The organism is Brevundimonas sp. (assembly GCF_035627475.1).
In the GTDB taxonomy this organism is placed as follows: Bacteria; Pseudomonadota; Alphaproteobacteria; order Caulobacterales; family Caulobacteraceae; genus Brevundimonas.
Genome location: NZ_DASPLR010000030.1, coordinates 106158 through 130318, shown reverse-complemented (window position 1 = coordinate 130318; position 24161 = coordinate 106158). Strand labels below are relative to the sequence as shown.

The following is a 24161-nucleotide window of genomic DNA, read 5'->3' as shown; positions in this document are numbered from 1 at the left end:
GGTGCACGATCAGGCGTCAAAGACCGGCTCGAGAAGGAGAGCGCGCATGGACCGGCCCACCATCGTCATACTCGGCGCAGGCCTCGGCGGCGCCATCGCCGCCTACGAAATTCGCGATACCGTAGGCGACCGTGCCCGGATCGTCGTGGTGTCGAAGGGCGACACCTTCCACTTCACCCCCTCCAACCCCTGGGTGGCGGTTCACTGGCGCAAGCGCGAGGCCATCGAGGTCAGCCTGCCCGAGGTCATGAAGCGCAAGGGCGTCGAGTTCATCAATGTCGGGGCCAGCCGCATCCGGCCCGCCGAAAAGGGGATCGACCTCGCCGATGGTCGGGCCCTGCACTACGACTATCTGGTCATCGCCACCGGCCCGGAACTGGCCTTCGACGAGATTCCCGGCCTCGGTCCGGACGGCCACACGGTCTCGGTCTGCCACGTGGATCACGCCGTGCATGCGGCCGACGCCTTCGACGCCTTCGTGAAGAACCCGGGTCCGATCGTGGTCGGCGCGGTGCAGGGCGCGTCCTGCTTCGGTCCCGCCTACGAATTCGCCATGATCCTCGACACCGAGCTCCGCCGCCGCAGGCTGCGTGACAAGGTGCCGATGACCTTCGTCACCTCCGAGCCCTACATCGGCCACCTCGGCCTCGACGGCGTCGGCGACACCAAGGGACTGCTGGAGAGCGAGATGCGCCAGCGCCACATCAAATGGATCACCAATGCGAAGGTGAAGAGCGTCGACGCCGGGATGATGCACATCGAGGAGGTCGGCGAGGACGGCGCGGTCAAGGCGAACCACGACCTGCCCTTCGCCTACTCCATGATGCTGCCGGCCTTCCGCGGGGTCGAGGCCGTGCGCGGGATCGAGGGACTGACCAATCCGCGCGGCTTTATCCTGGTCGACAAGCACCAGCGCAACCCGACCTGGCCCGACATCTTCGCGCTCGGCGTCTGCATCGCCATCCCGCCGACCGGTCCCACGCCCGTGCCCGTGGGCGTGCCCAAGACCGGCTTCATGATCGAGAGCATGGTCTCGGCCATCGCGGCCAATCTGAAGCAGATCCTCGACGGCAAGGAGCCGACTTTCGAGGCCAGCTGGAACGCCATCTGCCTGGCCGATTTCGGCGACGGCGGCGTGGCCTTCATGGCCCAGCCGCAGATCCCGCCGCGCAACATCAACTGGTCGGCCAGCGGCCGCTGGGTCCACACGGCCAAGGTCGCCTTCGAGGGCTATTTCCTGCACAAGGTCCGCAAGGGTCAGGCCGAGCCCCTCTACGAAAAGCTGGCCCTCGATCTGATCGGCGCCCACAAGCTGCGCCGCACCGCCCAGTCCGCCCCTGTCCAGGAGACCACGCCGTGAGCCTCGACCGCGCCGTCATGATGTTCGCCGGATTCATGGTCCTGGTCAGCCTTGCGCTGACCCATTGGGTTCATCCGGCCTGGGTCTGGCTGACGGTGTTCGTCGGCCTGAATCTGCTGCAGGCGTCGATCACCGGCTTCTGCCCCGCCGCCATGCTGTTCCGCCGGCTGGGCGTGCGTCCCGGGACCGCCTTCCGGTAGGTGAGCCGCCCCACGTTCATCAGGAGGGTGTTGCCGCACCCTCCGCCCGGGCCACCGCCTCGACTGTCCGGGGATAGCTCCCGGCATTGACGCTGATCGAGTCTATTCCCGCGTGCACGAGGGCGGCCGCGACCTCCGGATAGGTGGCCGGCGCCTCTCCGCAGATGCCGACGGGTCGGCCATTGCGTCTGGCCCCCGTCACCGCCTGCCGAAGCATCTCGAGAACCCCCGGATCGCGTTCGTCGAAGTCGAAGGCCACCTCCGCCGAATCCCGGTCGACGCCCAGGATGAGCTGGGTGAGGTCGTTGGAGCCGATGGAGAAACCATCGAACAGCCGCGCGAAGGCGTCGATCTGGATCACATTGTTGGGGATCTCACACATCATATAGACCTCGACGCCGACCGGGCCCTGACGCAGGCCGTGCGCCGCCAGCGCCTCCAGGACCCGACGCCCCTCCTCCACCCGTCGGCAGAACGGCGCCATCAGCCGGACATTCGTCAGACCCATGACGTCGCGCACCCGGGCCAACGCCTCGCACTCCAGCGCGAAGCCGTCTGCGTAGAGCGGATGGGCGTAGCGGGCGGCGCCCCTGAACCCCAGCATGGGATTCTCCTCGACCGGTTCGAAATCCGAACCGCCGATGAGCGAGGCGTACTCATTGGTCTTGAAATCGGAGAGTCGCACGATGACCGGTCGCGGATAGAAGGCGGCGGCGATGGAGCCGACGCCTTCCGCCAGTTGACGGACGAAGCGGCCCCTTGGCTCCTCGCCCTGGGCCCATCGGGCGATGGCGCGGCGTGCCCGCGCGGATCCGACCCGATCCGGATGGGCCGCGGCCATGGGATGGATCCCGATCAGCTCGCCGATGATGAACTCCATGCGCGCGAGACCGACGCCCGCCGCCGGCAAGGCCGCGGCCTGGAAGGCCATATCCGGCTGCGCCAGATTGAGCATGATCGCCGTCCGGGTGGCCGGCAGATCGGCAAGCCGCAACCGCTGCACGGCGTAGGGCAGCCGACCGGCGTAGACCGCGCCCTCCTCTCCCTTGGCGCAACTCACGGTGACCGCCTGCCCGGCCGGCAGACGGGTGGTCGCATCGCCGGCGCCGACCACGGCGGGAATGCCCAGCTCCCGGGCGACGATGGCGGCATGACAGGTCCGTCCCCCCTGGTCCGTGACGATGGCGGCGGCCGTTCTCATCGCGGGCAGCCAATCCGGACTGGTGGTTGCGGCGACGAGCACCTCGCCCGGTCGAAAGGCGGCCAGATCGGCCGCCGTGGCGACGGTTCTCACGGCTCCGGACGCCACACCCTGGCCGACGGCCTTGCCGGAGGCGAGGATCTGCGCGTCGCCCGGATCGAGCGTCCTGACCTCGTAGACCCCCGCTTCGCGGCGCGAGGCAACCGTCTCGGGCCGCGCCTGCAGGACATACAGGCGGCCGTCGGCGCCGTCCCGCGCCCATTCGATGTCCATCGGCGTCCATTGGCCCGCCCGGGTCGAATAGTGATCCTCGATGGCGATGGCGGCCCCGGCCAGCTCCAGCACCTCCGCGTCGCTGATACAGAACCGCTCCCGGTCCCGCCTCGGGACAGAGCGTTCCTGAAGATCGCCCGGGCCGGATGCGGTCGCGGGCCGGATCAGGCGTGTTTCCTTGCTGCCGAGCGATCTTTTCAGCACCGCCCTGTAACCGGCGCGCCAGGTCGGCTTGTGGACATAGAATTCGTCCGGCCCGACGCGTCCCTGGACGATGCCTTCGCCCAGCCCGTAGGCGCCGGTGATGAACACCACGTCCGGAAAGGCGGTCTCGGTGTCTATGGTGAAGGCGACCCCGCTGGCGCCCCGGTCGGCGTCGACCATCTCCATGACCGCCACCGACAGCGCCACCTTCAGGTGGTCGAATCCGTTCCGGGCGCGATAGACGATGGCCCGGTCAGTGAACAGCGAAGCGAAGCACCGCCGGCACGCCTCCACCACCGCGGCCTCTCCGGAGACATGCAGGAAGCTGTCGTGCTGTCCGGCGAAGCTGGCCTGAGGCAGGTCCTCGGCCGTGGCGGAGCTGCGCACGGCGACCCTCTGACGGGCCGTTCCAGCGCCCAGACGGCGGTAGGCCTTTCCGATCGCGCTCGCCAGCCGGGGATCGTCTGTCGCCTGATAGACGATGGCCCGCGCCTCGGCGCCCTTGGCCGCGACCTGGCTCACGTCGTCGATGTCGAGATCCGCGAACAGGCGCGCCAGTCTGCTCCAGGCCCCCGCCGAGGTCAGGGCGTCCCGGTACGCCGCCGCCGTCACCGCGAAGCCGTCCGGGGTGGTTACAGCCCCGCCCCGCAACAAGCGTCTCAGCTCGCCCAGGGAGGCAGTCTTGCCGCCGACAGCGGCGATGTCGCCCAGACCGACCGCGTCGAGCCCGAGCACATAGTCATCGCCGGCGTGCGTCCGGGCGGGGTTTTCAGGAAGGCCCGGCGGGGTCATGTCGCCTCCGTTGATCATCCATCGACGATGGTTCGGGGCGGAGGGCGCCGCCTTGACCCCGGTCAAGGCTCGCCGGAATCGCCCCGGCTCCGGTCAGGCGCGGGAGGCGTCGAGGCAGGCGATCACCTCGGCGTCGTCCACCTGATGGAAATCCCCATAGGCGTCGCCGACGGACCGGAAGGGCTCCGGCTCCAGCAGGCAGACCATGTCGTCCACCTCGTGACGGAGAGTCGCCGCGAGCGCCCGGGGCGCCACAGGGACCGCCAGCACGATGCGGCGTGCGCCCTGGGCGCGAAGTCCCCCGATGGCGGCCCGCGCCGTGGCGCCCGTAGCCAGACCGTCGTCCACCAGCACCGCGACGCGCCCCTCCGGATCGAGGCGCTCGTGATCCCTGAAATACAGGCGCCGGCGCCGCTCGATTTCAGCAAGCGCCGAGACGCGTTCGCCCTCGAGATAGCTCGCCGTCGCCCCCGTCATCCTCGCGACGTCCTCGTTGATGATCGTCCGCGGATGACGCCCGTCGATCACGGCCGCGAGCGCGACCTCCGGGTTTCGGGGTGCGCCAATCCTGCGCACCAGCGCCAGGTCCAGCGGGGCGCCCAGGGCGCGCGCCACCTCGAGGGCGACGGGCGCCCCGCCCCGGGGGATGGCATAGACGACGAGGTCGCCGTGGACGCGCTCCGCCAGGGCCTCGCCGAGGCGACGCCCCGCTTCGGCGCGATCGGAAAATCTTGTGAGAACGGCCAGCATGATCACCTCCTGGCTCAGTGGGACACGAGCATCGGGACGGGCGGATCGCCAACCAGGCTGCGGCTGACGCCGCCCAGCACCGTCTCTCGAAGGCGCGAGTGGCCGAACAGTCCCATCACCACGAGATCCGCCCGCAAGGTCTCCACCTGGGTGCGGAGGACATCCGCGGCGCTCGCATCCGCCTCCCGAACGACCACGACCTGGGCGGTGCAGCCATGCTCCTCGAAGTAGCGCTGAAGCTGGCTTTCGGGCCCGTCCGTTCCGGCAGGCGAGACGATGACCACGAAGACGGCCTCCGCCCCCTGCAGGAACGGCCATGCGTCCCGCACGGCGCGCGCCGCCTCCCGGCTTCCATTCCAGGCGACGACGATCCGGCGTCCGGGGACCGGGTCACGGGCGCTCTCCGGCAGAATGAGGGCCGGGCCGCCGGTCGCCAGCGCGAGGTCGGCCGCGGCGGAGCCGGTGGGCCCCACGGTCGGCAGGCGGCCGGACGGCAATACGGCCAGATCCGACCGGCGAGCGAGTTCCAGGACTCCCGCTCCGTCGTCGGAGGGGAGGACCAGCCAATTCGATCGGCAACCGGCCAAAGCTGCCGCCGCCTCGAACGCCAGTCGCGCCTCTTCACCCTGCTCATCCGTCCGGCGCTCATGGGCGGCGATTACTTCTGGCGGTATGGCCGGCGGAATGACCGGAGGCATGCCCCAGTAGACGGGCTCGTCCCAGGCCGAGACGGGGAGCGGCGGTCGAGGAAACACCCCGGTGAGGCAGGCGTCGAACCGCTCCGCCAGCGCCGCCCCGATCCGGGCGCGCTGGATGGCGGCGGGGCTCCCGTCAACCAGGGTCATGATGCTGCTATAGGTCATGGGTGGGCGTCCTTCTTCCAGGCCGTGCCGGGGATCGGAGGCGCGCCTGCAACGGTTCGCTGTCGCGATGCCTTTCGGGCGCGGGCTCAAGGGCGGCGACGGGGTCGCTGGCTGGGAAGGATGCCGCCAGTGCTGAATCGAGCGCCCGTTCGGTCTCGCCGGCGGCAGGTGTGGTCTCTGGAGACTGGCGCGGCATGGCGTCCTCCTTCGCAAGGCCATGAAGAACCCGGCCGCGGCGGCCCGCCTTGATCCGGATCAAGGCGAGGGCGTTGCAGAACGGCAGGTTCGAATAACGTCGAGGAGGTCGAACAATGCGGTGCATGGCGCTTCGGGACTCGCGCGGACTTCTCGTGGCCGAAACGCGTCCGGATCCGGAACCCGGCCCCGGCCAGGTTCGTCTGAGAGTTTCGGCCTGCGGCGTCTGCCGCACCGATCTGCATGTGGTGGACGGCGACCTCGCCGGTCATCGGCCGGCGATCGTCCCGGGCCACGAGATCGTGGGCGTGGTCGAGGCGATCGGCCCCGGCGTGAGCGGACGCCGGATCGGCGAACGTCTCGGCGCCGCCTGGCTGGCCTGGACCTGCGGCGAGTGCCGCTATTGCCGGGAAGGCCGGGAGAACCTGTGCGATCGCGCCGAATTCCACGGCTGGACGCGCGACGGCGGCTACGCCGACGTGGTTGTGGCGGACGATCGCTATTGCTTCTCCCTCCCGGCCACCCTCCCCGACGCGGAATGCGCGCCCTTGCTCTGCGCCGGCCTGATAGGCTTTCGAGCCTGGCGGATGGCCTGCGCGGGCCGCACGGTTGAAACGCTTGGCCTGTACGGTTTCGGCGCGGCCGCCCATCTGCTCGCCCAACTGGCCGTGTGGCATGGTCAGCAGGTCTATGCCTTCGTGCGGCAAGGGGGCGACGACGCCGCGGCGCTCGCCCTGGAGCTGGGTTGCGCCTGGGCCGGACCGTCGGGTCAGGCTCCGCCGGCCCCCCTCGACGCCGCCATCCTGTTCGCTCCGGTGGGCGAACTCGTCCCCGAAGCGCTCCGGGCCGTGCGCAAGGGCGGGGCCGTGATCTGTGGCGGCATCCACATGAGCGACATCCCCGCCATGCCCTACGAATGGCTGTGGGGCGAACGGGTCCTGGCGTCGGTGGCGAACCTGACCCGGCAGGACGCCTTGGACTATTTTCCGCTCGCCGAACGGGCCGGGGTGCGGCCCCGCGTGACCCTCTATCCGCAGGACCGCGCCAATGAGGCGCTCGACGATCTGCGGGCCGGGCGCTTCACCGGCGCGGCCGTGCTGCTGCCCGACACGCCCCGCGGCTGACGGGCCTCCGCATGGAGAGCGACGGCGGCCCCGATGCCTTGGGACCGCCCCCTGCCTCGGCGCTCGCTCCCGGACGCGAAGATTATCTCCGCCGACCATCGGAGCATGAGCCGCCGGCTCCCTGGGGCCATGACCACGACCAGAGGCGCCCGGACTCCTAGGCGCGCAGGCGGAGTTCGCGCAGGCTTGTGCGAAGCGACTCCGGATCCTGGGACACCCGGTCATGCGCCTCGGCGTGCGTCACCGTCACGCCCGCGTGCGCCATTGCCCGCCTCAGTTGGCCGAGGGCGCGCGGCGCCGCCATCAGAACCAGATCCCGATAGTCGCCCCGGCGCATCACCTGGGCCGCGCGGACGCCCACGAGATCGACGAAGTCAGCCTCGCGACGATCCTTCGGCGCCTCGCCGGTGGTGTGGGAGGCGGGACCGAGGCGGTCGTGAACCCGCCCGCTGAAGCCGGACGCGGTCGGTCGATGAAGCGACAGGTCGCCTAGCTGGGCCGTGATGTCGATCAAGGCTCCCCCGCGACGCCGCTCCTCGAACAACCGGGCCCGCCGCCCATCGGCGACCACGACCAGACTCGATCCCGTGAGGTCCATGGCGATCTCCTTCAGGCGCTCTTGACGGGAATGGCCCGCTTGCGGGCTGCGGCGCCGGCGTCCAGCGGCGCCGTAATGGTCAGCACGCCCTGCTTGAGCGACGCCTTGATCGCGTCGCTCTTCACGCCTGCCGGGAGGCGCACCGACCGCGAGAAGGCCCCATAGCGGCGCTCGACCATCCGGAACCCCTTGTCCTGGCTCTCGGCGGAAGATTTCTTTTCCCCGCTGACGGTCAGGACATCGTCCTCCAGGTCGATGTGCACGTCGCTTTCGGTCAGGCCGGGCAGTTCGACTGTCAATTCGACGCCTGCCTCTGTCTCTCTCATGTCCATGCGAGGCGAGAGACCGAACCTGTCGGACAGGTCGAAGCCGCTGAAGTCGGCGAGTACGCGGTCGAACTCGCGCTGTAGCGGGGCGAAGAAGGGAGCGACCCCGCGGGCCGGCGACGAGGCGGCTGGGGCGGATTGAGCGCTCATGGAAAGCTCCTGCGAATGGTGCGCGCCCGATTGGCGCCGGGCCAGAAATGCAGGGCGGCGCGATCCCCGCCTTGATCGACGTCAAGGCGGGCGTTCCGAAGGAGACGATGGTCGGGCGTCAGGAGGCGACGATGACGACGCACGCTTTGCCGCGGTGGTCCGACGGGATGTTGCGGGAGCTTGGCGGCCGGCCCCGGCCCCTCGTTCTGGCGGCGCTGGCCTTTGTGCTGGTAGGCGCGGTCGTGCTTGCGGCGCCGGATCCGGCCGGGGTCGTGCTCGGTGGAACGTCGGGGTGGATCCTGTGGTTCGCCGGCATGACCGTCCTGGCCTTCTGGCTGCTCCTGTTGCTGGGCGGCCAGCCACTCAAGGGCCTGCTGGTGGCCGGATCGGTCGCCGCGGCCTCGGGCGCCTTCCTCTTCTACAATCCCCGGACCGGAGCGGCGGCGGTAGGCATTCTGCTGATTTCGACGCTGGTGCTGGACGGCGGTCTGCAGCTGGCGCTGGCCCTGAAGCTCCGGCCGGCGGGCGTCTGGCGCTGGCTGTTCGCCCCGGCCCTGGCTTCGGGGATCGCGGCGATGCTCATGTCAGGCGGAATGCTCTCCGGGTCCGCCGCGGCCCTGGGTCCGCTGGTGGGGGCCGCCATGATCAGCAGCGGCCTCGCGCTGGCGCTCCTCGGCGGGAAAGATCTGTCGCAGGCCGCCGGCCGCTCCCGATGACGGGCCCGGAACCCGGCACGGACCGGCTTGCCCGGAATCAAATCCCGTCGCCCTCTATCGGCTCACACAGGGGGCATCGATGCCGATCGCGAGCGCAGGTCTTCTCGTCTATCGAGATGGGGCGGCAGGCGCCGAGGTCCTGCTGGCGCACCCCGGCGGACCGTGGTGGCGCGGCCGGGACACGGCGGCCTGGTCGATCCCGAAGGGTCTGCCCGACGCCGGGGAAACGCTCGAGGCTGCGGCGCTTCGAGAGTTTCGCGAGGAGACCGGACTGGAGCCCCCGCGCCCGCAGCTGGCCCTTCGGCCCGTCCGCACCCGCTCCGGCAAGGTCATCCACTGCTGGCTGGGCGAGGCGGATCTCGACCTGAGGGGCTTTCGCAGCTCTCCCTTCGAAATGGAGTGGCCACCCCGCTCAGGGCGGCGCATCCTCATGCCGGAAATCGACGCCCTGGGTTACTTTGGCGAGGCGGAGGCCCTGACGCGCATTCACCTCGGTCAGAGGCCCGTCCTGCGGGAGGCCTTCGATCGACTGTCCTCCCGGTCCGTCCCGCCGGCCGCCGGGTCGCCTTGACCCGCATCAAGGCGGAGACCGGGCGATCGGCGGACTGAAGACGATCGCCGCCCCAGGCGCGGTGCAGGCGGAGCGGCCATGAGTCCGGACACATCCTTCCACGGTCTCCAGGCGGCCGAGGCGGCGCGCCGGCTCGAGGAGGACGGACCCAATCTGCTGTCGGCGGACCGGACCCGGCCGATGGCCGCCATCGTCCTGTCGGCCCTGCGCGAACCCATGTTCCTGCTGCTCGCCGCGGCCTCCGCGCTCTATCTGGCGCTGGGCGACCGGGCGGAGGGCGTGCTCCTGGCCGCCGCCGGGCTTGTCACCATCGCCCTCGTGGCGGCGCAGGAAGTGCGGAGCGAAACCGCGCTCAGGGCTCTGCGGCGTCTCTCGGATCCCACGGTTCGCGTGGTCCGCGACGGTCGTGCCCAGGCGATCCCGGCCCGCGACCTGGTGCGCGGGGACGTGGTCCTTCTCGCCGAGGGTCAGCGGGTCCCTGCCGACGGCGTCCTGATCGGGCCGGAGATCCTGCAGATCGACGAGTCGGCCCTGACCGGAGAATCCGTTCCCGTGATCCGGAGCGGCGCGCGGGCCCGGTCGGACGACGCCCTGTCCGACCAGATCTTCGCCGGAACCCTCACGGTCGCGGGCCAGGGGGTCTTTCGCGTCAGCGCGACGGGAGCCGCCACCGCGCTGGGGCGGATCGGGGCCTCCCTGTCGGCGATCGGCCGGGACCGCACGCCGCTGCAGAAGTCGACCGGCCGCATCGTCGTCTGGATCGGCGCCCTGGCGCTGGTATTCGCTGTCGTCGTCGCCCTGGCCTACGGCGCGCTGCGGGGCCTGTGGATCGAAGGCGCCCTCGCCGGCATCACCATCGCCATCGCCCTGATTCCGGAAGAGTTCCCGGTGGTCCTCTCGGTGTTCCTCGCCCTCGGCGCCTGGCGGCTGGCGAGGCGACGGGTGCTGGTTCGGCGCGCCGCCGCCATCGAGGCGCTGGGCGGGGCCACCCTGCTCTGCGTCGACAAGACCGGCACCCTGACCGAAAACCGGATGGCTGTGGTCGCCCTCTGGTCGCCGGAGGCGGAGGGTCGGCCCGACGAGGACGATCTGGCCCCGGCCCTGCGGAGAGTGCTGGAGGTGGCGGTTCGCGCCAGCAGCCCCCAGCCGACCGACCCCATGGACGCGGCCCTGGTCGCGCTCGCGCCGCCCGCGACGGATCGGCCCGAGCAGGTGTGGCCGCTGGCGCCGCACCGGCTGGCCGTGGTCCAGACCTGGCGGATGGACGGCGCGAGGCTCACGGCCGCCAAGGGCTCGCCCGAAGCGGTGTTCGCCCTGTGCCGGATGAGCCCGGCCGGGATCGCCGCCGCCCGGCAGGCGCTGGAACGCCTCGCTTCAGACGGCCTGAGGGTGCTGGCGGTCGCCGAGGCGATCCACGACGCGCCGTCGCCCTCCCCGGAGGCGCTCGCCTTCAGCTTCACGGGACTCGTGGGATTTCTCGATCCTGTCGCCGCCGACGTGCCCGCGGCGCTGCAGACGGCCCGGACCGCGGGCATCGCCGTGGCCATGATCACCGGCGACTATCCGGCGACGGCGCTGAAGATCGCGGCCGATGCGGGCATCGACGTGGCGGACGGAATGATGACCGGGGCGGAGATCGCGGCCCTGGACGACCGCGCCCTCGCCGCCCGGGTGCGCACGGTGCGGGTCTTCGCCCGCGTTCAGCCGGGCCAGAAGCTCGCCCTGGTGCGCGCGTTCCAGGCCAATGGGGCGGTCGTCGCCATGACGGGGGACGGGGTAAACGACGCGCCGGCGCTGGAGGCCGCCGACATCGGCGTGGCAATGGGCGGGCGCGGTACGGACGTCGCCCGCGAGGCGGCCGACCTCGTGCTGCTCGACGACCGGTTCGGCTCCATCCTCGGCGCGGTGAGGCTGGGCCGGCGCATCTTCACCAACCTGCGCCGGGCGCTGGTGTATGTCACCGCCATCCATGTGCCGATCGCCGGCCTGGCCCTGCTGCCGATCCTTCTCGGCGCGCCGCCCTTTCTCTTCCCGATCCATGTCGTCCTGCTCGAGCTGGTTATCGACCCGGTCTGCTCCCTCGTCTTCGAGGCCGAGCCGAGCGAGCGGGACGCCATGCGACGGCCGCCCCGGCCGCGACACTCCGGGCTGTTCGGCCCACGTGAAATGCTGGCCGGCCTGGCGCAGGGGACGGTCATCCTCGCAGCCGTCCTCGCCCTCTACCTCGTTCTCCTGCCCGTGGCGGGAGAGGCCGCCGCGCGCGCCTCCGGCTATGTCGCCCTCGCTGTCGGCAACCTGGCCCTGGCAATGGCGATCGGCGCCTCCGCGGGGGTCGGGCTGTTCGATCCGCGGCGGCGCCTGTTCTGGACCATCGCCGCGGGGCTGGGCGTGGTTCTCCTCACAAGCCTCTACGTTCCACAGGCGGCCGCGGTGTTCCGCTTCGGCGCGCCGGACCTGCCGCTGCTGGCGCTGGCCATGGCGACCGGCCTCCTCGCAGGGGGGTGGAGCGGTGCGGTTCGAGCCCTGGTGCGAGGGTTCGGCCGGGGCGCCCGCGACCTACGTATCGACCCTTAGGGGCAGACGCTTACGGACCGCTCCCGAATAACCAGCATCCATCCGGTCGCCTATCCCTTCTCGTCACCAGACGAGGAGTTCCCGACATGACGCACACCCTGCTCAATGAGACCTTGGCCAGCGCCCATGCCGGCGCGGACGAGTGGGCTGGCGCCGCGCGCCTGACGTTCCGCCAGGGCGAAGAGATCTACGCCCAGGACGAGGATGCTGACCTGATCTACCGCCTCGTGCGCGGGGCCGTCCGCACCAGCCATCTGCTTTCGGACGGGCGCCGCCAGATCGGCGATTTCTACTATGAGGGCGACGTACTCGGCGTCGAGATCGGCGACACTCACCGGTTCTCGGCCGAAGCCCTTTCCGACTGCGAAGTTCTGGCCGTCCGCCGCTCCGGCTCCGCCGCCTACGACGCCGGCCGCCTCGACCGCATGATCTGGCAGGCCACCGCGGTCGAACTCGCCCGCGCCCAGTCCCACATGCTGCTGCTCGGGCGGGCCACCGCCTGCGAGAAGGTAGCGCGCTTCCTCCTCGACATCGCCGACCGCTTCCGGAGTGAACTCGTCGCCCTGCCGATGAGCCGCCAGGACATGGCCGACTATCTGGGGCTCACCATCGAGACGATCTCCCGCATGCTGGGTAGACTCCAGGCGGAGGGTCTCGTGGAATTCGTCGGCGCGCGGAAGTACCGCATCCGGCGCTTCGGCGCCCTCTCGGAGATGGCCGCCGCCTGATCCCGCGCGGGACGCGCTCGATCATGATAGGCTGGGTCGATGGCCGTCGCGATTCACGGTCGCCTTCCGAGGAGCCGGTGCAGGTTCGGTCCGCAATCATGCCCTCTCCGGATCGCCGGGCCGGCTATCTTGCCGCCGTCGGCGGTGCGGTTGTCGCGGCCGGAATCCGGATCGGTCTGAGTTCCAGCTTCGGCGACCGGACCTTCCTCATCCTCTATGTGCCGGTCGTTCTCGTCGCCGCCGCGCTCGGCGGGCTGGGCCCGGCCCTGGCGGCCACCGTATTCTGTCTTGGAGCCGCCGCGGCCATTCTCCAGAGCGCCCTCTGGACAAACCCCGCCAATCTCATCGATGCGTTCGGGTTCGCCCTCCTGGGACCCGCCATCGCCGTGACCGGCGAGCGCCTCTGGCGCCGGAGCCAGGAAGTCGCGAGTCGCCAGGCCCATCTGCAGTCGATTCTGGATACGGTTCCGGAGGCCATGATCGTCATCGATGCCGCGGGCATCATGCAGTCGTTCAGCGTCGCCGCCGAGCGGCTGTTCGGCTGGACGCCGCAAGAGGCGATCGGACGCAACGTCAGCATACTGATGCCCGAGCCCTACAGATCGGCGCACGACGGCTACATGGAACGCTATCTCGAGACCGGTGAACGGCGGATCATCGGCATCGGGCGCATCGTGGTTGGTCAGCGCAAGGATGGCTCGACATTTCCGATGGAACTGGCCGTCGGCGAGGCGGGCTCCGGCGCAAGCCGATACTTCACCGGCTTCGTCCGCGACCTGACCGAGCGCCGCGCCCAGGAGCGGCGGATGCAAGAGCTTCAGTCGGAACTCGTGCATGTCTCACGTCTGACCGCGATGGGAGAGATGGCCTCCTCGCTCGCCCATGAACTGAACCAGCCGCTTTCGGCGATCGCCAGTTACATGAAGGGATCGGTGACCCTGCTGGAGGCCGAGCGGCCCGACCTGTCCAGATTGAAGTCCGCTCTCGGCCAGGCCGGCGACCAGGCCATGAGGGCGGGCGACATCATCAAGCGCCTCAGGGAGTTCATCGCCCAGGGCGAGACCGAACATACCCTCGAGGATCCGGCGAGGCTGCTGGAAGAGGCCTGCGCCCTCGCACTGGTGGGGGTCAAGGACCAGGACATGAGGGTGGACCTGCGCCTGGACAGGGATATCGGCCGGGTGATCGTGGACAAGGTCCAGATTCAGCAGGTGGCCCTGAACCTGATCCGCAACGCCGTTGACGCCATGTCCGACGCGCCCCGCCGCCAGCTGGAAATTCGGCTTCGGGCCGATGACGCCGGATCCATCCGGGTCAGCGTCGCCGACACCGGACCCGGCGTGGGCCCGGCGGTTCGCGAGCGTCTCTTCCAGCCGTTCTTCACGACCAAGACGGCGGGCATGGGTGTCGGTCTGTCAATCTGTCGCACCATCATAGAGGCCCATGGTGGACGCATCTGGGCCGAGGATAATATAGGCGGCGGCGCGGTATTCACCTTCACCCTGCCCCGCGCCGAGGAGGACGGACGTGTCTGACCGGGTCCATGTCATCGACGACGACGAGGGTCTGCGCGACGCACTCGCCTTTCTGCTCGACGTGAACGGCGTGGAGGCCTGCTTCTATCCGTCCGCGAACGAATTTCTCGACGCACTGCCGGTCGCCGACGGCTGTATCCTGACCGACATTCGCATGCCGGGGCTGACCGGGCTGGAGCTGGTGCGCGAGCTCAAGCACCGCGGCGCGACATTCCCCGTCATCGTGATGACCGGCCATGGCGACGTTCCGCTGGCGGTGGAAGCCATGAAGGCGGGCGTCGTGGACTTCATCGAAAAGCCTTTCGACGATGCGCATCTGATCAGTGCGATCCGCACCGCCCTGACGAACCTTCGGAGCGTCGAGGAGCCCGACGTGGCCCGCAGGGCCGCAGAGGAGCGCCTCTCGCAGTTATCGCCGCGCGAACGGGATGTCCTCGTCGGCGTCGTCGAGGGCAAGCTCAACAAGCAGATCGCATTCGAACTGGAGATCAGTCCAAGGACGGTCGAAATCTATCGGGCGAACCTGATGAGCAAGACCAGGGCCCGCAACGTCGCCGAACTGATGCGGATCGCCCTCGCCGCCGGCCTCTGACTTGCCCCAGATCAAGGCGACGAACTCCTCGGGCGCCATGGTTAGGCGTCGGCTGTCTGCCGATCTCTTGAGCGGAGCCCCTCGTGTTGCCCCCCAATCCTGCAGGCTCGCCGGCGCTGCTGGTGGTCGATGACGACCCTGACGTACTGAAGGCCCTGTCCTTCATGATCGAGGCCCGCGGTTTTCTCGTCGAACGTTGCACGACCGCGCGGGAGGCCATTGTGCTCGCCGACGCGGGGCGCACCTTCGCCTGTCTGGTCATCGACCAGAAGCTGCCTGATCTCAACGGCGTCGATCTGCTTGCCGAACTGCGGAGTCGCGGGCTCGACGCTCCGGCCATCCTCATCACGACCGCGCCGTCGGCCGTGCTCAGACGTCGGGCCGCCGCGGCGGGCGCCCCGATCGTGGAAAAGCCGCTGCTCGATGAAACATTGTTCAACCAGATTCATTGCCTGCTGCACGGGGCCGATTGACATCGGTCAAGGCGGCGCAGGCGGGGCCGGCCGATACGGAGGGCCGAACCGGAGAACACCTTCATGTCCGCCACCGTCCGAACCGCTCCCTTCCTCGCCAGCCTGATGGCGGTCGCCATCCTCGGCGGCTGCGCCACGCCCACGCCCTATCATGCGGCGTCCCTGACGGACCCCGCCCACGCGGACGGCTATCGCGAACTGCAGGTCGAGCCGGAGCGCTGGCGCGTCGTGTTCGCGGGCAACAGCCTGACCTCCCGCGAGACGGTCGAGACCTACCTGCTGTACCGCGCCGCCGAACTCACCCTGCAGAACGGCTACGACTGGTTCCAGGCGGTGGAGCGCGACACCGAGGAACACGTCACCCTGGTGGTGCGCGAGCCGATCGGCGCCTGGGGTCCCGGCTGGGAGCCCCACTGGCGCTACGCCTATGGCGTCCGGGCGGGGTGGCAGTCGTGGGATCGCCACGGCCGCGGACCGGCCTTCGACGTCTCGCGCGTCACCGCCTACGAGGCCGTCGCCGAGGTCGTGATGCACCGCGGCGCCAAGCCGGCCGACGACGCCCGCGCCTTCGACGCCAGGGCGGTCAAGGCGTCGCTTGAGAATCGGATCATCCGTCCGGAGGACTGAAGCCATGAACCGTCTGTCCAACAAGGTCGCCGTGATCACCGGCGCCGCCGTCGGCCTCGGTCGCGCCACCGCCATCCGCATGGCCGAGGAAGGCGCATCCGTCGCGCTGCTGGACGTGCGCGACGCCGAGGGGCTCGAGCTCATCGAAATGCTCAGGGAACGGAACCTGCCCGTCGCCTACTGGCGCTGCGACGTTTCCAGCGAACGGGAGGTGCAGGCGGTGATCGCCGAGGTCATCGAGCATTTCGGGCGCATCGACATCCTGGTGAACAACGCCGGGGTGGCCGGGGTCAGCAAGCCCACCCACGAGATCACCGAGGCCGAGTGGGACCGGGTGCAGGGGATCAACGTCAAGGGCGTCTTCTTCTGCACCAAACACGTCATCCCGCACCTGAAGCGCGCCGGCGGCGGGTCGATCATCAACCTGTCGTCGATCTATGGACTGGTCGGCGGCCCCGATGTGCCCCCCTATCATGCCTCAAAGGGCGCGGTTCGCCTGATGACCAAGACCGACTCCCTGCTCTACGCGGCTGACAGGATCCGCGTGAATTCGATCCACCCCGGCTTCATCTGGACGCCCATGGTGGAGGGCCATCTGTCGGCGCAGGGCGATCTGGAGGAAGGCCGCAAGGCGACGGCCGCGCTGCACCCGCTGGGCCACATGGGCGAGGCCGACGATATCGCCTGGGGCGCCGTCTACCTGGCGTCGGACGAGGCGAAATTCGTCACCGGCTCCGAGCTCGTCATCGACGGCGGCTACACCGCCCGCTGATCAGGCTCGGGGCGGTAGGCGGCGACGATCCGGCGGGCGCGCTCGGCGACCTCCCGCTGGTGACGCTCGACCACATCCTTGCGCATCCCGCCGACGACGCCGCCGACGTTGTGGTGGCCGATGATCTCCAGCCCCGTCATCGCCGCGAAATGGGCGTCGAAATGCTGCTGCATGGACTCCCAGGCGCCGGAGCGCTCGACCCAGTCCTGGGGCGCGCCCGACGAGGTGAAGGTGATCATCTTGCGGCCGCCCAGCATCGGCTGGTTGCCGCCTTGCCGCCGGGCCGTGTAGCCGAAGTCCATCCCGAAGACCCGGTCGACGTAGCCCTTCATCATCGCCGGCGTGGCGTTGAACCACAGCGGATAGAAGAAGGCGAAGATGTCGGCGCCGGCGATCGCCTCGCGTTCCCGGGCCACGTCCGGCCCGACCGCCGCGCCCAGGTGATCCGGCATCTCGCCGGCCCGCAGCCTCGGATCGAACCGGAGCCGGTAAAGGTCGCGCTCCACGACGTCGGCGCCGGCGGCCCGCGCCGCCCCGGCGAAGGCGGTGGCCATGGCGACGGTGAAACTGCGCCGCCGCGGGTGGGCGACGAGAACGGCGATGCGGGGGGCTGAAGACTGCATGGTTCAATCGTCCCGGGTCACACCGCCCTATACCTTGATCTGGCTCAAGGCTCCCGGAATTTTCCCGGCCTAGCCTTGCCGGACTTCAGGAGAAGGCCATGACGCAAAATGACCTCAGCCCTCCACGCGCCGACGCCGCAGATGTGGTGCGCGCCGCGCATCACCAGATCGGCAACAGCCTGCAGTCCGTCGCGAGTCTCCTGAGGCTGGAGAGCCGGACCGCTCCGCCCGACGCGGCGACGGTGCTCAGCGAGGCCGGCCGCAGGGTCAGGGCGATCATGCACCTTCACCAGCGGCTGCAGGAGGGCGGCGGCGACCTTGTCAGGCTCGACGACCTGCTCGGCGACATTTGCCGCGATGTGGCCGAGCTGGACGCCGTCGACCGCAACGCCGAGATCCGGGTCGACATCGAGCCGCTCTACGCCGCCCCCGGCGCCGCCTCCGCCCTGGCGATGATCACCGCGGAGTGGGTCGGCAATGCGCTCGAGCATGGCCTGGCGAAGCGAGCGGGCGTGATTGAGGTGAAACTGGAACTGGCAGACGGCGGCGCCCGACTGACGGTCGCGGACACGGGCGTGGGAAGCTCGGGCGGCGATTGGCTTCCGGGTTTCGGCACGTCGCTCGTATCCCGCCTCGCCCAGCAACTCGGAGGCCGCATATCCCGATCGATCGATCAGGGGGGCTCACGCTTCGAGCTCACATTCCCCGGCGCCGGGAGCGCCCCCGCCTGAGCCTTGGGCTGCCTGTATCCCCTGCCCGGCCTGATCGCTCATCGGTCCATCCGCAGCGCCTCGCCGAGCCTTTCGATCAACCGGACCCGTTCCGCATCGCTGGACAGCGCCTGCAGTCTCTCGTTCAGGGCGACCAGCAGGGCGGCGCGGTCATTGTGCCAGTCGGGCCGGGTCGCCTGCCCCGGCGCCAGCCGCGCGCCGGCCCTGGGGAGCGGCTCCGCCGCCGTCCGGGTGAGGCGGTAGGTCTGGTCCAGCGTCGCCGTGAGCGGTCGATAGCCGGCGGCGGCCAGCCGGCCCGACAGGGTTGCGAGCGCCGTCGGTTCACCGTGATCGAGCAGCACGCTGCCGCCGACGGGGCTGCGCGCCGACAGCCAATCGACCAGGTCCGTCGCGTCGCCATGCCCCGAGTAGCAGTCCAGATTGCGGATGCGCGCCCCGACCCGGATATCCTCGCCCTGGATGCGGACGGCCGAACGCCCCTCCACCAGCAGGCGGCCGAGCGTGCCGGCCGCCTGGAACCCGGTCATCAGCACCGTCACCTCCTTGCGCCACAGCAGGCGCTTTAGGTGACGGCGGATGCGTCCGGCGTCGCACATGCCGCTGCCGGCCAGGATGACGTGCCATCCGCTCAGGCGCTCGAGCCGATCGCTCTCCTGGGGACGCATCAGGTGGTGGAGGCGGGTGGCGTGGCGCAGCGGTTCGAACGGATTCTCCCCGGAATCCGGGTTCCAGCCGCGCCGCAGAAAGACATCGGTGGCTTCGATGGCGAGCGGAGAGTCGAGGAAGATGTCGGCGGCCAGATCCGGCTCGGCGTCCATCACCGCCAGAAGGTCGAGGATCAGCTCCTGGGCGCGGCCCACGGCGAAGGTCGGCAGCAGCAGCGGTCCGCCCGCCGCGCGCGCCTGGCGGAGTTCATCGGCCAGCGCGCGACGCCGGGCCGAGAGCTCCAGATCGATGCGTTCGCGATCGCCATAGGTGCTCTCGAGAATGACATGGTCGACCCCGGCGGGGCCGTCCGGACGCGGCAGGAAGGGCTGCCGCCCCGATCCGATGTCGCCCGAGAACAGCAGGTTCAGGCCTTCACCCGCCCCATCCACCTGCACTTGGATCGAGGCGGCGCCCAGCAGGTGACCGGCGGGCCAGAAGGTCGCCTGAACGCCTCCCACGACCGCCGTCGGTTCCCCGAATTTGACCCGCTCGAACAGCCGAAGCGTCGGATCGACGTCCTGGGTCGTATAGATCGGCTCGACCGACTTCAGGCCTCGCTGGGCGTTGCGCCGGTTGAGGTGCCGCACCTCGCTTTCCTGGATGCCGGCGGCGTCCGCCAACATCACCTCGCACAGATCGCGCGTTCCCCGCGTCGAGAAGATCGGCCCCCGGTAGCCAGCCCTGACCAGCTTCGGGAGCAAGCCCGAATGGTCGATGTGGGCGTGGGTCAGCAACACCGCGTCGAGCGACTCGACCGCAAACGGAAAGGGCTCGTAGTTCAGCGCCTTGAGCGTCTTCGGCCCCTGGAACATGCCGCAGTCGATGAGAATTCGCCGGCCAGCCGACTCGAGCAGCATGCAGGAGCCGGTGACGCACTCGGCGGCCCCGTAAAAGGTCAGGTCAGCGGTCAAGTTGCGGTTTCCGGGGACAGTGGAGGGACAGCGGCTGGAGAGACGTCAGTGCGCCAGCAGAAGGCTGGGTCCTTCCTTGCGCCCGAGGAAGCTTCGCGTCGCGCCGCCGAAGACCGTCTCGCGAACCCGGGAGTGTCCCCAGGCGCCCGCCACAAGCAGCCCCGCCTGCAGGGCCTCGGCCCCCGCGATCAGCGCCGCGCCCTCCTCGGGGCCCTCCACCAGGGTCGCTACCCCGGCGCCGACACCGTGAAGCCGGAGGTAGGCGTTGAGGTGCTCCACGTCGGGATCGGCGGTCTGCGGGTCGAGAGTCGTCACGCACTGAAGCACATGGATGGCGCTGGCCATCGCCAGCAGCGGCAGGGCGGCGCGGACGGCCCGGCCCGCTTGCGGGCTTCCGTCCCAAGCGATAGCGGCCGGACCGGCCAGGCGCTCCGGTTCACCGCGCGCGATCAGCACCGGCGCGCGGTCCGCGAGCAGGGTCTGGCCCAGCAATTCCCTTCCCGGCCCGGTCTGGAGCGCCTCCTGGGCGACCACTACCAGGTCCGCCAGGGCTGCATGGCGTGACACGGCCAGCGACGGCCGAAGTCCCCGCGTGAGGACGGACAGCCGCGGCGCGCCCTCCCCGGCGCCGAACACCACGTCCGCCTCGTTCGCCGCCTGGCGCGCCGCCTCGGTGATGCGGTCGTGCAGCTCCCGCTCCGCCGCCGTCACCTCCTCGATGGCCTCCTGCGACAGCGTCGCGCCCAGGGTCATGCCGAGGGCGATCATGTCTATGGCGGAGTCGGCATAGGTCGGGATCACCTCGACGACGGCGTCGTGCTGACCCGCAAGCCAGGCGGCGAAGGCCAGGGCGGAGGCGTCCCCGGCGCCGCCTGACGCGAGGGCGAGAATGCGTTTGAAGCTCATGCCGGGTCTCCCTTTTCTATCAGCCTGGATCAGGCGGGCCGCCTTGGCCTTGATCGGAGTCAAACACCTCAGAACAGCCGGGAAACGCTCTCGTCCCCGCTCTCGCCGACCGTGAATGTCTCCGCTTCGCTGCGCCCCCGCGTCACCCCGACGGCGGAGATGATGGTCGGCCTGAAGTGAAGCACGGCCACGGAGTCGCCCGACGGGGAGTAGATGTGCACCTCGGGGTAGCGCTCGCCGATGCGGCGATTGAGCCGTCCGACGGCTTCCGGATCGACCACCTCCGCCACCCGTCCCGCCATGGAGACGCCGACGCCGCCGCCATGGCCGCCGCTCTCGGACCGGATCGCCACCGAGGCGCGCGGATCAGCCGAAAGGTTGGCGTATTTCTGGCTCGTGCGGGCGACGATGAAATACAGGTTCAGGCCTTCGTTCAGATAGCCCACGGTGGTCGCCTGCGGCCAGCCGTCGGGGCGGTTGCAGGCGATCGTCATCAGCCGCTCGCGCTCCAGCAGCTCGACGATGGCGTCGACCGCACGGCCGTGGATTGGAGCCGGAGCGCTCATTGCTCCGCCTTCACGGTCTCGAGATAGGCGATCAGATCGTCGATCTCGCTGGCGCGGAACACAAAGGCCGGCATGGCCGGATGGCTGGTCACCAGCCCCTCGGCGAAGGCCTCCTCCAGTTGATCGAGAGGGTAGCGGTGCGCGATCTCGCGGAACGGAGTGGCCTCCGCCATCGGGCTGGCGCCGACGGGTCCGACCGAATGGCAGTTGGCGCAGGTCCTGGCCGCGATACGCTGGCCGCGCGCCGCGGCGTCCATCGCCGCATCCGGGCTTGCCGACGCGGGCGAGGCCGACGCGGGCGAGGACGGCGGCTGGCCCGCGCAGGCGGCGGCGCCCAGGGTGAGGGCGGCGAGGGCGCCGGGGCCGAAACGGTGCATGAACATGCTGCATCTCCAGGGTGGCGCACGATCACCCGACGGTGAACACACGGCGTTGATCCTGATCAAAGCGCGCGACACCGGCGTGCGGTTCTCTCGGGCCAGACCTGGAGACCACCATGACCTACGCCAGCCTGCTCGTCGCCGTCGACGACGGCCCGGAAAGCGACAGCCGCCTCGAACTGGCCTGCGACCTCGCAAACGCCTTCAACGCCCACCTGACCGGTCTCTGCGTCGGCTCCATCGCACCGCCCCTGTATGATCCGCTTGCCGGCGGAGCCATGGCCGGAGAGCTGTTCACCCTCTACCGCGACATGGCGGAGGCTGAGGTGGAAAGCGCCCGCACGCGCTTCTTCCAGATCATCCGCGACCGGGACGTGGAGGCTGACTGGCGGGGCAAGGTCGGCTTCCCCGGCGAGGCCTGCACGCGCGCCGCCCGGGCGGCGGATCTGGTCATACTCGGCGGCCGCAACACGCGCGCGCCCTATCACGCGCCGGACGTCGCCGACGTGCTGATGGGATGCGGCCGGCCTGTGCTGGTCTCCCCGCCGACGCGCCTGCGCAATCCCGTGGGGGAACATGCCCTCGTCGCATGGAAGGACTGCCGCGAAGCCCGTCTGGCCCTGGCCGCGGCGATTCCGCTGCTGCAGCGGGCGAAGGGCGTTACCCTCTATGCGATCCGGCCGGGCGACGAGCACGAAGTCGCCGACGCCGAACTCGCCGACGTCGTCCGATACCTGACGCGCCACGGGATCGCCGCCGAGCCGGTGGTCGCCCATCCAGGCGACACCGCGGCCGGTCGTCAGATTCTGGACGAAGCACTCGCCCGCAGCGCGGGCCTGATCGTGGCCGGGGGCTACGGCCACGCCCGCATGCGCGAATGGGCGCTCGGCGGCGTGACGCGCGACCTGCTCGACGACAGCACGATCTGCGTCTGCCTCGCCCACTAGGAGGGTCCTGATGACCGCACACATCCGCCACATCCGCCTGGAACTCGCGCGCGAGCCCGCCCATCCGAATGGCGACGCCAGTACTGGCTACGACATCGTCGCCTTCCTCGACGACGAGGGCCGGCTGGATACCGCCGCCTGCCGCGACCAGTCCGACCGTTGCCGGGTGCGGCGCTTCGAACACGACGCCACCGCGGCGACCGGCCAGCTCCGCCATACGACCGGCGACCGCTGGCTGCTGGATTTTCCAGGCGGCGACCGCGAGGACGCGACCGGCTTCCGCCTCGGCGAGGAGCGCTTCGTGCCGGGTGAATATGTCTCGATCATCGCCGGCGACGGCGCCACCCATACCTATCTCGTCGAGCGCGTGGCGGAGCTCTGAGCCATGGCCCGCCGGATCCTCGTGCTGGACGGCCATCCGGATCCCGATCCCGGCCGCTACTGTCACGCCCTCGCCGCCGCCTACGCCCAGGGCGGGGCCGGCGCGGGGCACCTGGTCCACCGCGTGAACCTGTCAGGGATGGACTTTCCGATGCTGACCACCCGACAGGACTGGGACGCCGGAACGCCCTGCCCTGCGGTGCTCGCCTTGCAGGAAGAGCTGCTGTGGGCCGAGCACGTGGTGATCATCTATCCCCTCTGGCTGGGAGCCATGCCGGCCCGGCTCAAGGCGCTGTTCGAGCAGGTCCTGCGGCCGGCCTTCGCCTTCGGCGGAAGGGCGGTGGCGCCGGGGAGCGGCCGGCTGAAGGGACGCTCGGTGCGGATCATCGTCACCATGGGCATGCCGGCGCTGATCTATCGGACGGTCTTCTTCAGCCACTCCCTCAAGGCCCTCAAGACCGGCATCCTCGCCCTGGTCGGCTTCGGCCCGACCCGGGAGACGGTTCTGGGCGGGATCGAGTCGCGCCGCGATCGCGATCGCCTGCTGAAGCGCATCCGCGAAATGGGCGCACGCGCGGCCTAGGGCGGATCGGCTTTCGAGTCGGCGCTCCCGGGCCGCGGGCCGTGCCGGGTCGCGCGGCTCAACGCGGGGCGCGTTCGGCCGCGTAAGGCGGGGCCGACGGTGGTGAAACCGCCAGGGCCGCCTCGATCCGCTGCAGTTGCTGCTCATTCAGTTGCAGCCGGTCGTGCAGACGCATGATCTCGAGTTCGGCCCTCAGGTTGACGCGATAGTCATGCTCGGCGGCCTGGCGGTCCCGGGCCGCCTGCCGGTTCTGGCTCATCAGGATGATCGGAGCCTGGACGGCCGCGAGGGTGGACAGCACAAGGTTCAGGAAGATGAAGGGGTAGGGATCGAACGCCCAGCGCGCCAGCGCCAGATTGGCCGCGATCCAGACCAGCATGGCCAGCGCAAAGCCGCCCAGGAAGCTCCAGGAGCCGCCGATCCGGGCGACCCGGTCGGCGGTCCGGTCCCAGAAGTCGCGATCATCGGCCATCGAGGGCCCGACGCCCGTTGGAGCTTCGGCCGCCATCAGGTCGACGACGCTGCGCTGGACCGGCGTGAGCTCGGCGTAGCCGGCGCCGAGGAGGCCGAGCGCGAGTTCTTCCTGCCGTTCCGTCGCGGTCATGGCCGGCTCAGTTCCGGTTGCGAGGCGGGAGGCGGGCCCAGATCGACACGCCCTCGACCACAAGGATGGCGAGCGAGACGGCCGCGCAGACGGCGACGATGACTGGGACGGCCATTTCCGGCACGGCTGACTCCTTTCGGAGCCAAACAGTCGCCCGACCCGGCGGGCGCCGCCTTGATCCGGATCAAGGCGGGCCC

The 24161-nt window shown here is 70.0% G+C and carries 27 protein-coding genes; 16 read left to right on the top strand and 11 right to left on the bottom strand.

Annotated features, from left to right (window positions below; all coding sequences use genetic code 11):
- The first annotated feature begins 46 nt into the window (after positions 1 to 46).
- Both VEA62_RS08475 and VEA62_RS08470 read left to right on the top strand, forming a co-directional pair.
- Complete coding sequence (locus VEA62_RS08475; protein WP_324820541.1) at positions 47 to 1360, top strand: NAD(P)/FAD-dependent oxidoreductase; 1314 nt, start codon at positions 47 to 49, stop codon at positions 1358 to 1360.
- Positions 1357 to 1560, top strand: a complete 204-nt coding sequence (locus VEA62_RS08470; protein ID WP_324820539.1) for a DUF2892 domain-containing protein — start codon at positions 1357 to 1359, stop codon at positions 1558 to 1560. The genes VEA62_RS08475 and VEA62_RS08470 overlap by 4 nt, the downstream gene beginning before the upstream one ends.
- Positions 1561 to 1579: 19 nt before the next feature.
- Here VEA62_RS08470 and ppsA read toward each other — a convergent pair whose 3' ends face one another.
- The 3 genes from ppsA to VEA62_RS08455 form a co-directional block, all read right to left on the bottom strand.
- Positions 1580 to 4048, bottom strand: coding sequence for a phosphoenolpyruvate synthase (gene ppsA / locus VEA62_RS08465; RefSeq protein WP_324820537.1), 2469 nt, complete (start codon positions 4046 to 4048; stop codon positions 1580 to 1582).
- Between the two features lie 75 nt (positions 4049 to 4123).
- Positions 4124 to 4780 carry a phosphoribosyltransferase gene (locus VEA62_RS08460; RefSeq protein WP_324820535.1) on the bottom strand — a complete coding sequence of 219 codons (657 nt, stop codon included), beginning with the start codon at positions 4778 to 4780 and terminating at the stop codon, positions 4124 to 4126.
- Between the two features lie 14 nt (positions 4781 to 4794).
- Positions 4795 to 5643: a universal stress protein gene (locus VEA62_RS08455; protein WP_324820533.1), complete on the bottom strand. Its 849-nt coding sequence runs from the start codon at positions 5641 to 5643 to the stop codon at positions 4795 to 4797.
- 320 nt (positions 5644 to 5963) lie between these two features.
- Here VEA62_RS08455 and VEA62_RS08450 point away from each other — a divergent pair, with 320 nt between their 5' ends.
- Complete coding sequence (locus tag VEA62_RS08450; protein ID WP_324820531.1) at positions 5964 to 6962, top strand: zinc-dependent alcohol dehydrogenase family protein; 999 nt, start codon at positions 5964 to 5966, stop codon at positions 6960 to 6962.
- Positions 6963 to 7119: 157 nt separating this feature from the next.
- Here VEA62_RS08450 and VEA62_RS08445 read toward each other — a convergent pair whose 3' ends face one another.
- Both VEA62_RS08445 and VEA62_RS08440 read right to left on the bottom strand, forming a co-directional pair.
- Positions 7120 to 7560 (bottom strand): host attachment protein, encoded by a 441-nt coding sequence (locus VEA62_RS08445; protein ID WP_324820529.1) that lies wholly within the window; start codon positions 7558 to 7560, stop codon positions 7120 to 7122.
- Positions 7561 to 7571: 11 nt separating this feature from the next.
- Positions 7572 to 8036: an Hsp20/alpha crystallin family protein gene (locus tag VEA62_RS08440; protein WP_324820526.1), complete on the bottom strand. Its 465-nt coding sequence runs from the start codon at positions 8034 to 8036 to the stop codon at positions 7572 to 7574.
- Positions 8037 to 8107: 71 nt separating this feature from the next.
- Between VEA62_RS08440 and VEA62_RS08435 the strand changes: the two genes are divergently transcribed.
- The 9 genes from VEA62_RS08435 (at position 8108) to VEA62_RS08395 (ending at position 16624) form a co-directional block, all read left to right on the top strand.
- Positions 8108 to 8752 (top strand): hypothetical protein, encoded by a 645-nt coding sequence (locus VEA62_RS08435; protein WP_324820524.1) that lies wholly within the window; start codon positions 8108 to 8110, stop codon positions 8750 to 8752.
- 79 nt (positions 8753 to 8831) lie between these two features.
- Positions 8832 to 9323, top strand: a complete 492-nt coding sequence (locus VEA62_RS08430) for an NUDIX domain-containing protein (protein ID WP_324820522.1) — start codon at positions 8832 to 8834, stop codon at positions 9321 to 9323.
- Between the two features lie 78 nt (positions 9324 to 9401).
- Positions 9402 to 11897 (top strand): cation-translocating P-type ATPase, encoded by a 2496-nt coding sequence (locus tag VEA62_RS08425; protein WP_324820520.1) that lies wholly within the window; start codon positions 9402 to 9404, stop codon positions 11895 to 11897.
- An 86-nt stretch (positions 11898 to 11983) separates the two neighbouring features.
- Entirely contained in the window at positions 11984 to 12625 is a 642-nt protein-coding gene (locus VEA62_RS08420) for a helix-turn-helix domain-containing protein (protein WP_324820518.1), read from the top strand.
- A 98-nt stretch (positions 12626 to 12723) separates the two neighbouring features.
- Positions 12724 to 14160 carry a PAS domain S-box protein gene (locus VEA62_RS08415; protein WP_324820516.1) on the top strand — a complete coding sequence of 479 codons (1437 nt, stop codon included), beginning with the start codon at positions 12724 to 12726 and terminating at the stop codon, positions 14158 to 14160.
- On the top strand, positions 14153 to 14752 hold the full coding sequence (fixJ, locus tag VEA62_RS08410) for a response regulator FixJ (protein ID WP_324820514.1): 600 nt from the start codon (positions 14153 to 14155) through the stop codon (positions 14750 to 14752). Before VEA62_RS08415 ends, fixJ begins: the two co-directional genes overlap by 8 nt.
- A gap of 83 nt (positions 14753 to 14835) precedes the next feature.
- A complete protein-coding gene (locus VEA62_RS08405) occupies positions 14836 to 15225 on the top strand; it encodes a response regulator (RefSeq protein WP_324820512.1) in 390 nt (129 codons plus the stop codon).
- Between the two features lie 63 nt (positions 15226 to 15288).
- On the top strand, positions 15289 to 15852 hold the full coding sequence (locus VEA62_RS08400) for a CC0125/CC1285 family lipoprotein (RefSeq protein ID WP_324820510.1): 564 nt from the start codon (positions 15289 to 15291) through the stop codon (positions 15850 to 15852).
- A gap of 4 nt (positions 15853 to 15856) precedes the next feature.
- On the top strand, positions 15857 to 16624 hold the full coding sequence (locus VEA62_RS08395; RefSeq protein WP_324820509.1) for a glucose 1-dehydrogenase: 768 nt from the start codon (positions 15857 to 15859) through the stop codon (positions 16622 to 16624).
- Here the strand turns inward: VEA62_RS08395 and VEA62_RS08390 are convergent.
- Positions 16609 to 17247, bottom strand: a complete 639-nt coding sequence (locus VEA62_RS08390) for an NAD(P)H-dependent oxidoreductase (RefSeq protein ID WP_324820507.1) — start codon at positions 17245 to 17247, stop codon at positions 16609 to 16611. The genes VEA62_RS08395 and VEA62_RS08390 overlap by 16 nt on opposite strands.
- Positions 17248 to 17345: 98 nt before the next feature.
- Between VEA62_RS08390 and VEA62_RS08385 the strand changes: the two genes are divergently transcribed.
- Positions 17346 to 17978 (top strand): sensor histidine kinase, encoded by a 633-nt coding sequence (locus VEA62_RS08385; RefSeq protein WP_324820505.1) that lies wholly within the window; start codon positions 17346 to 17348, stop codon positions 17976 to 17978.
- Between the two features lie 38 nt (positions 17979 to 18016).
- On the opposite strand, the gene VEA62_RS08380 is transcribed toward VEA62_RS08385, so the two are convergent.
- From VEA62_RS08380 to VEA62_RS08365, 4 genes are all read right to left on the bottom strand, one after another.
- Positions 18017 to 19597 (bottom strand): MBL fold metallo-hydrolase, encoded by a 1581-nt coding sequence (locus tag VEA62_RS08380; RefSeq protein ID WP_324820503.1) that lies wholly within the window; start codon positions 19595 to 19597, stop codon positions 18017 to 18019.
- A 45-nt stretch (positions 19598 to 19642) separates the two neighbouring features.
- A complete protein-coding gene (locus VEA62_RS08375; RefSeq protein ID WP_324820501.1) occupies positions 19643 to 20503 on the bottom strand; it encodes a universal stress protein in 861 nt (286 codons plus the stop codon).
- Between the two features lie 68 nt (positions 20504 to 20571).
- Positions 20572 to 21069, bottom strand: a complete 498-nt coding sequence (locus tag VEA62_RS08370) for a pyridoxamine 5'-phosphate oxidase family protein (RefSeq protein WP_324820499.1) — start codon at positions 21067 to 21069, stop codon at positions 20572 to 20574.
- Entirely contained in the window at positions 21066 to 21452 is a 387-nt protein-coding gene (locus VEA62_RS08365) for a cytochrome c (RefSeq protein ID WP_324820497.1), read from the bottom strand. Before VEA62_RS08365 ends, VEA62_RS08370 begins: the two co-directional genes overlap by 4 nt.
- 113 nt (positions 21453 to 21565) lie before the next feature.
- Between VEA62_RS08365 and VEA62_RS08360 the strand changes: the two genes are divergently transcribed.
- Genes VEA62_RS08360 through VEA62_RS08350 form a run of 3 tightly spaced genes read left to right on the top strand, consistent with a single transcriptional unit; the run spans position 21566 to position 23360 of the window.
- On the top strand, positions 21566 to 22396 hold the full coding sequence (locus VEA62_RS08360) for a universal stress protein (protein ID WP_324820495.1): 831 nt from the start codon (positions 21566 to 21568) through the stop codon (positions 22394 to 22396).
- Between the two features lie 10 nt (positions 22397 to 22406).
- Positions 22407 to 22778, top strand: coding sequence for a hypothetical protein (locus VEA62_RS08355; protein WP_324820493.1), 372 nt, complete (start codon positions 22407 to 22409; stop codon positions 22776 to 22778).
- Between the two features lie 3 nt (positions 22779 to 22781).
- The gene (locus tag VEA62_RS08350; RefSeq protein ID WP_324820491.1) at positions 22782 to 23360 is read left to right on the top strand and encodes an NAD(P)H-dependent oxidoreductase; all 579 of its coding nucleotides are present in this window, start codon (positions 22782 to 22784) and stop codon (positions 23358 to 23360) included.
- Positions 23361 to 23418: 58 nt separating this feature from the next.
- Here VEA62_RS08350 and VEA62_RS08345 read toward each other — a convergent pair whose 3' ends face one another.
- Positions 23419 to 23964: a DUF1003 domain-containing protein gene (locus tag VEA62_RS08345; RefSeq protein ID WP_324820489.1), complete on the bottom strand. Its 546-nt coding sequence runs from the start codon at positions 23962 to 23964 to the stop codon at positions 23419 to 23421.
- Between the last annotated feature and the right edge of the window lie 197 nt (positions 23965 to 24161).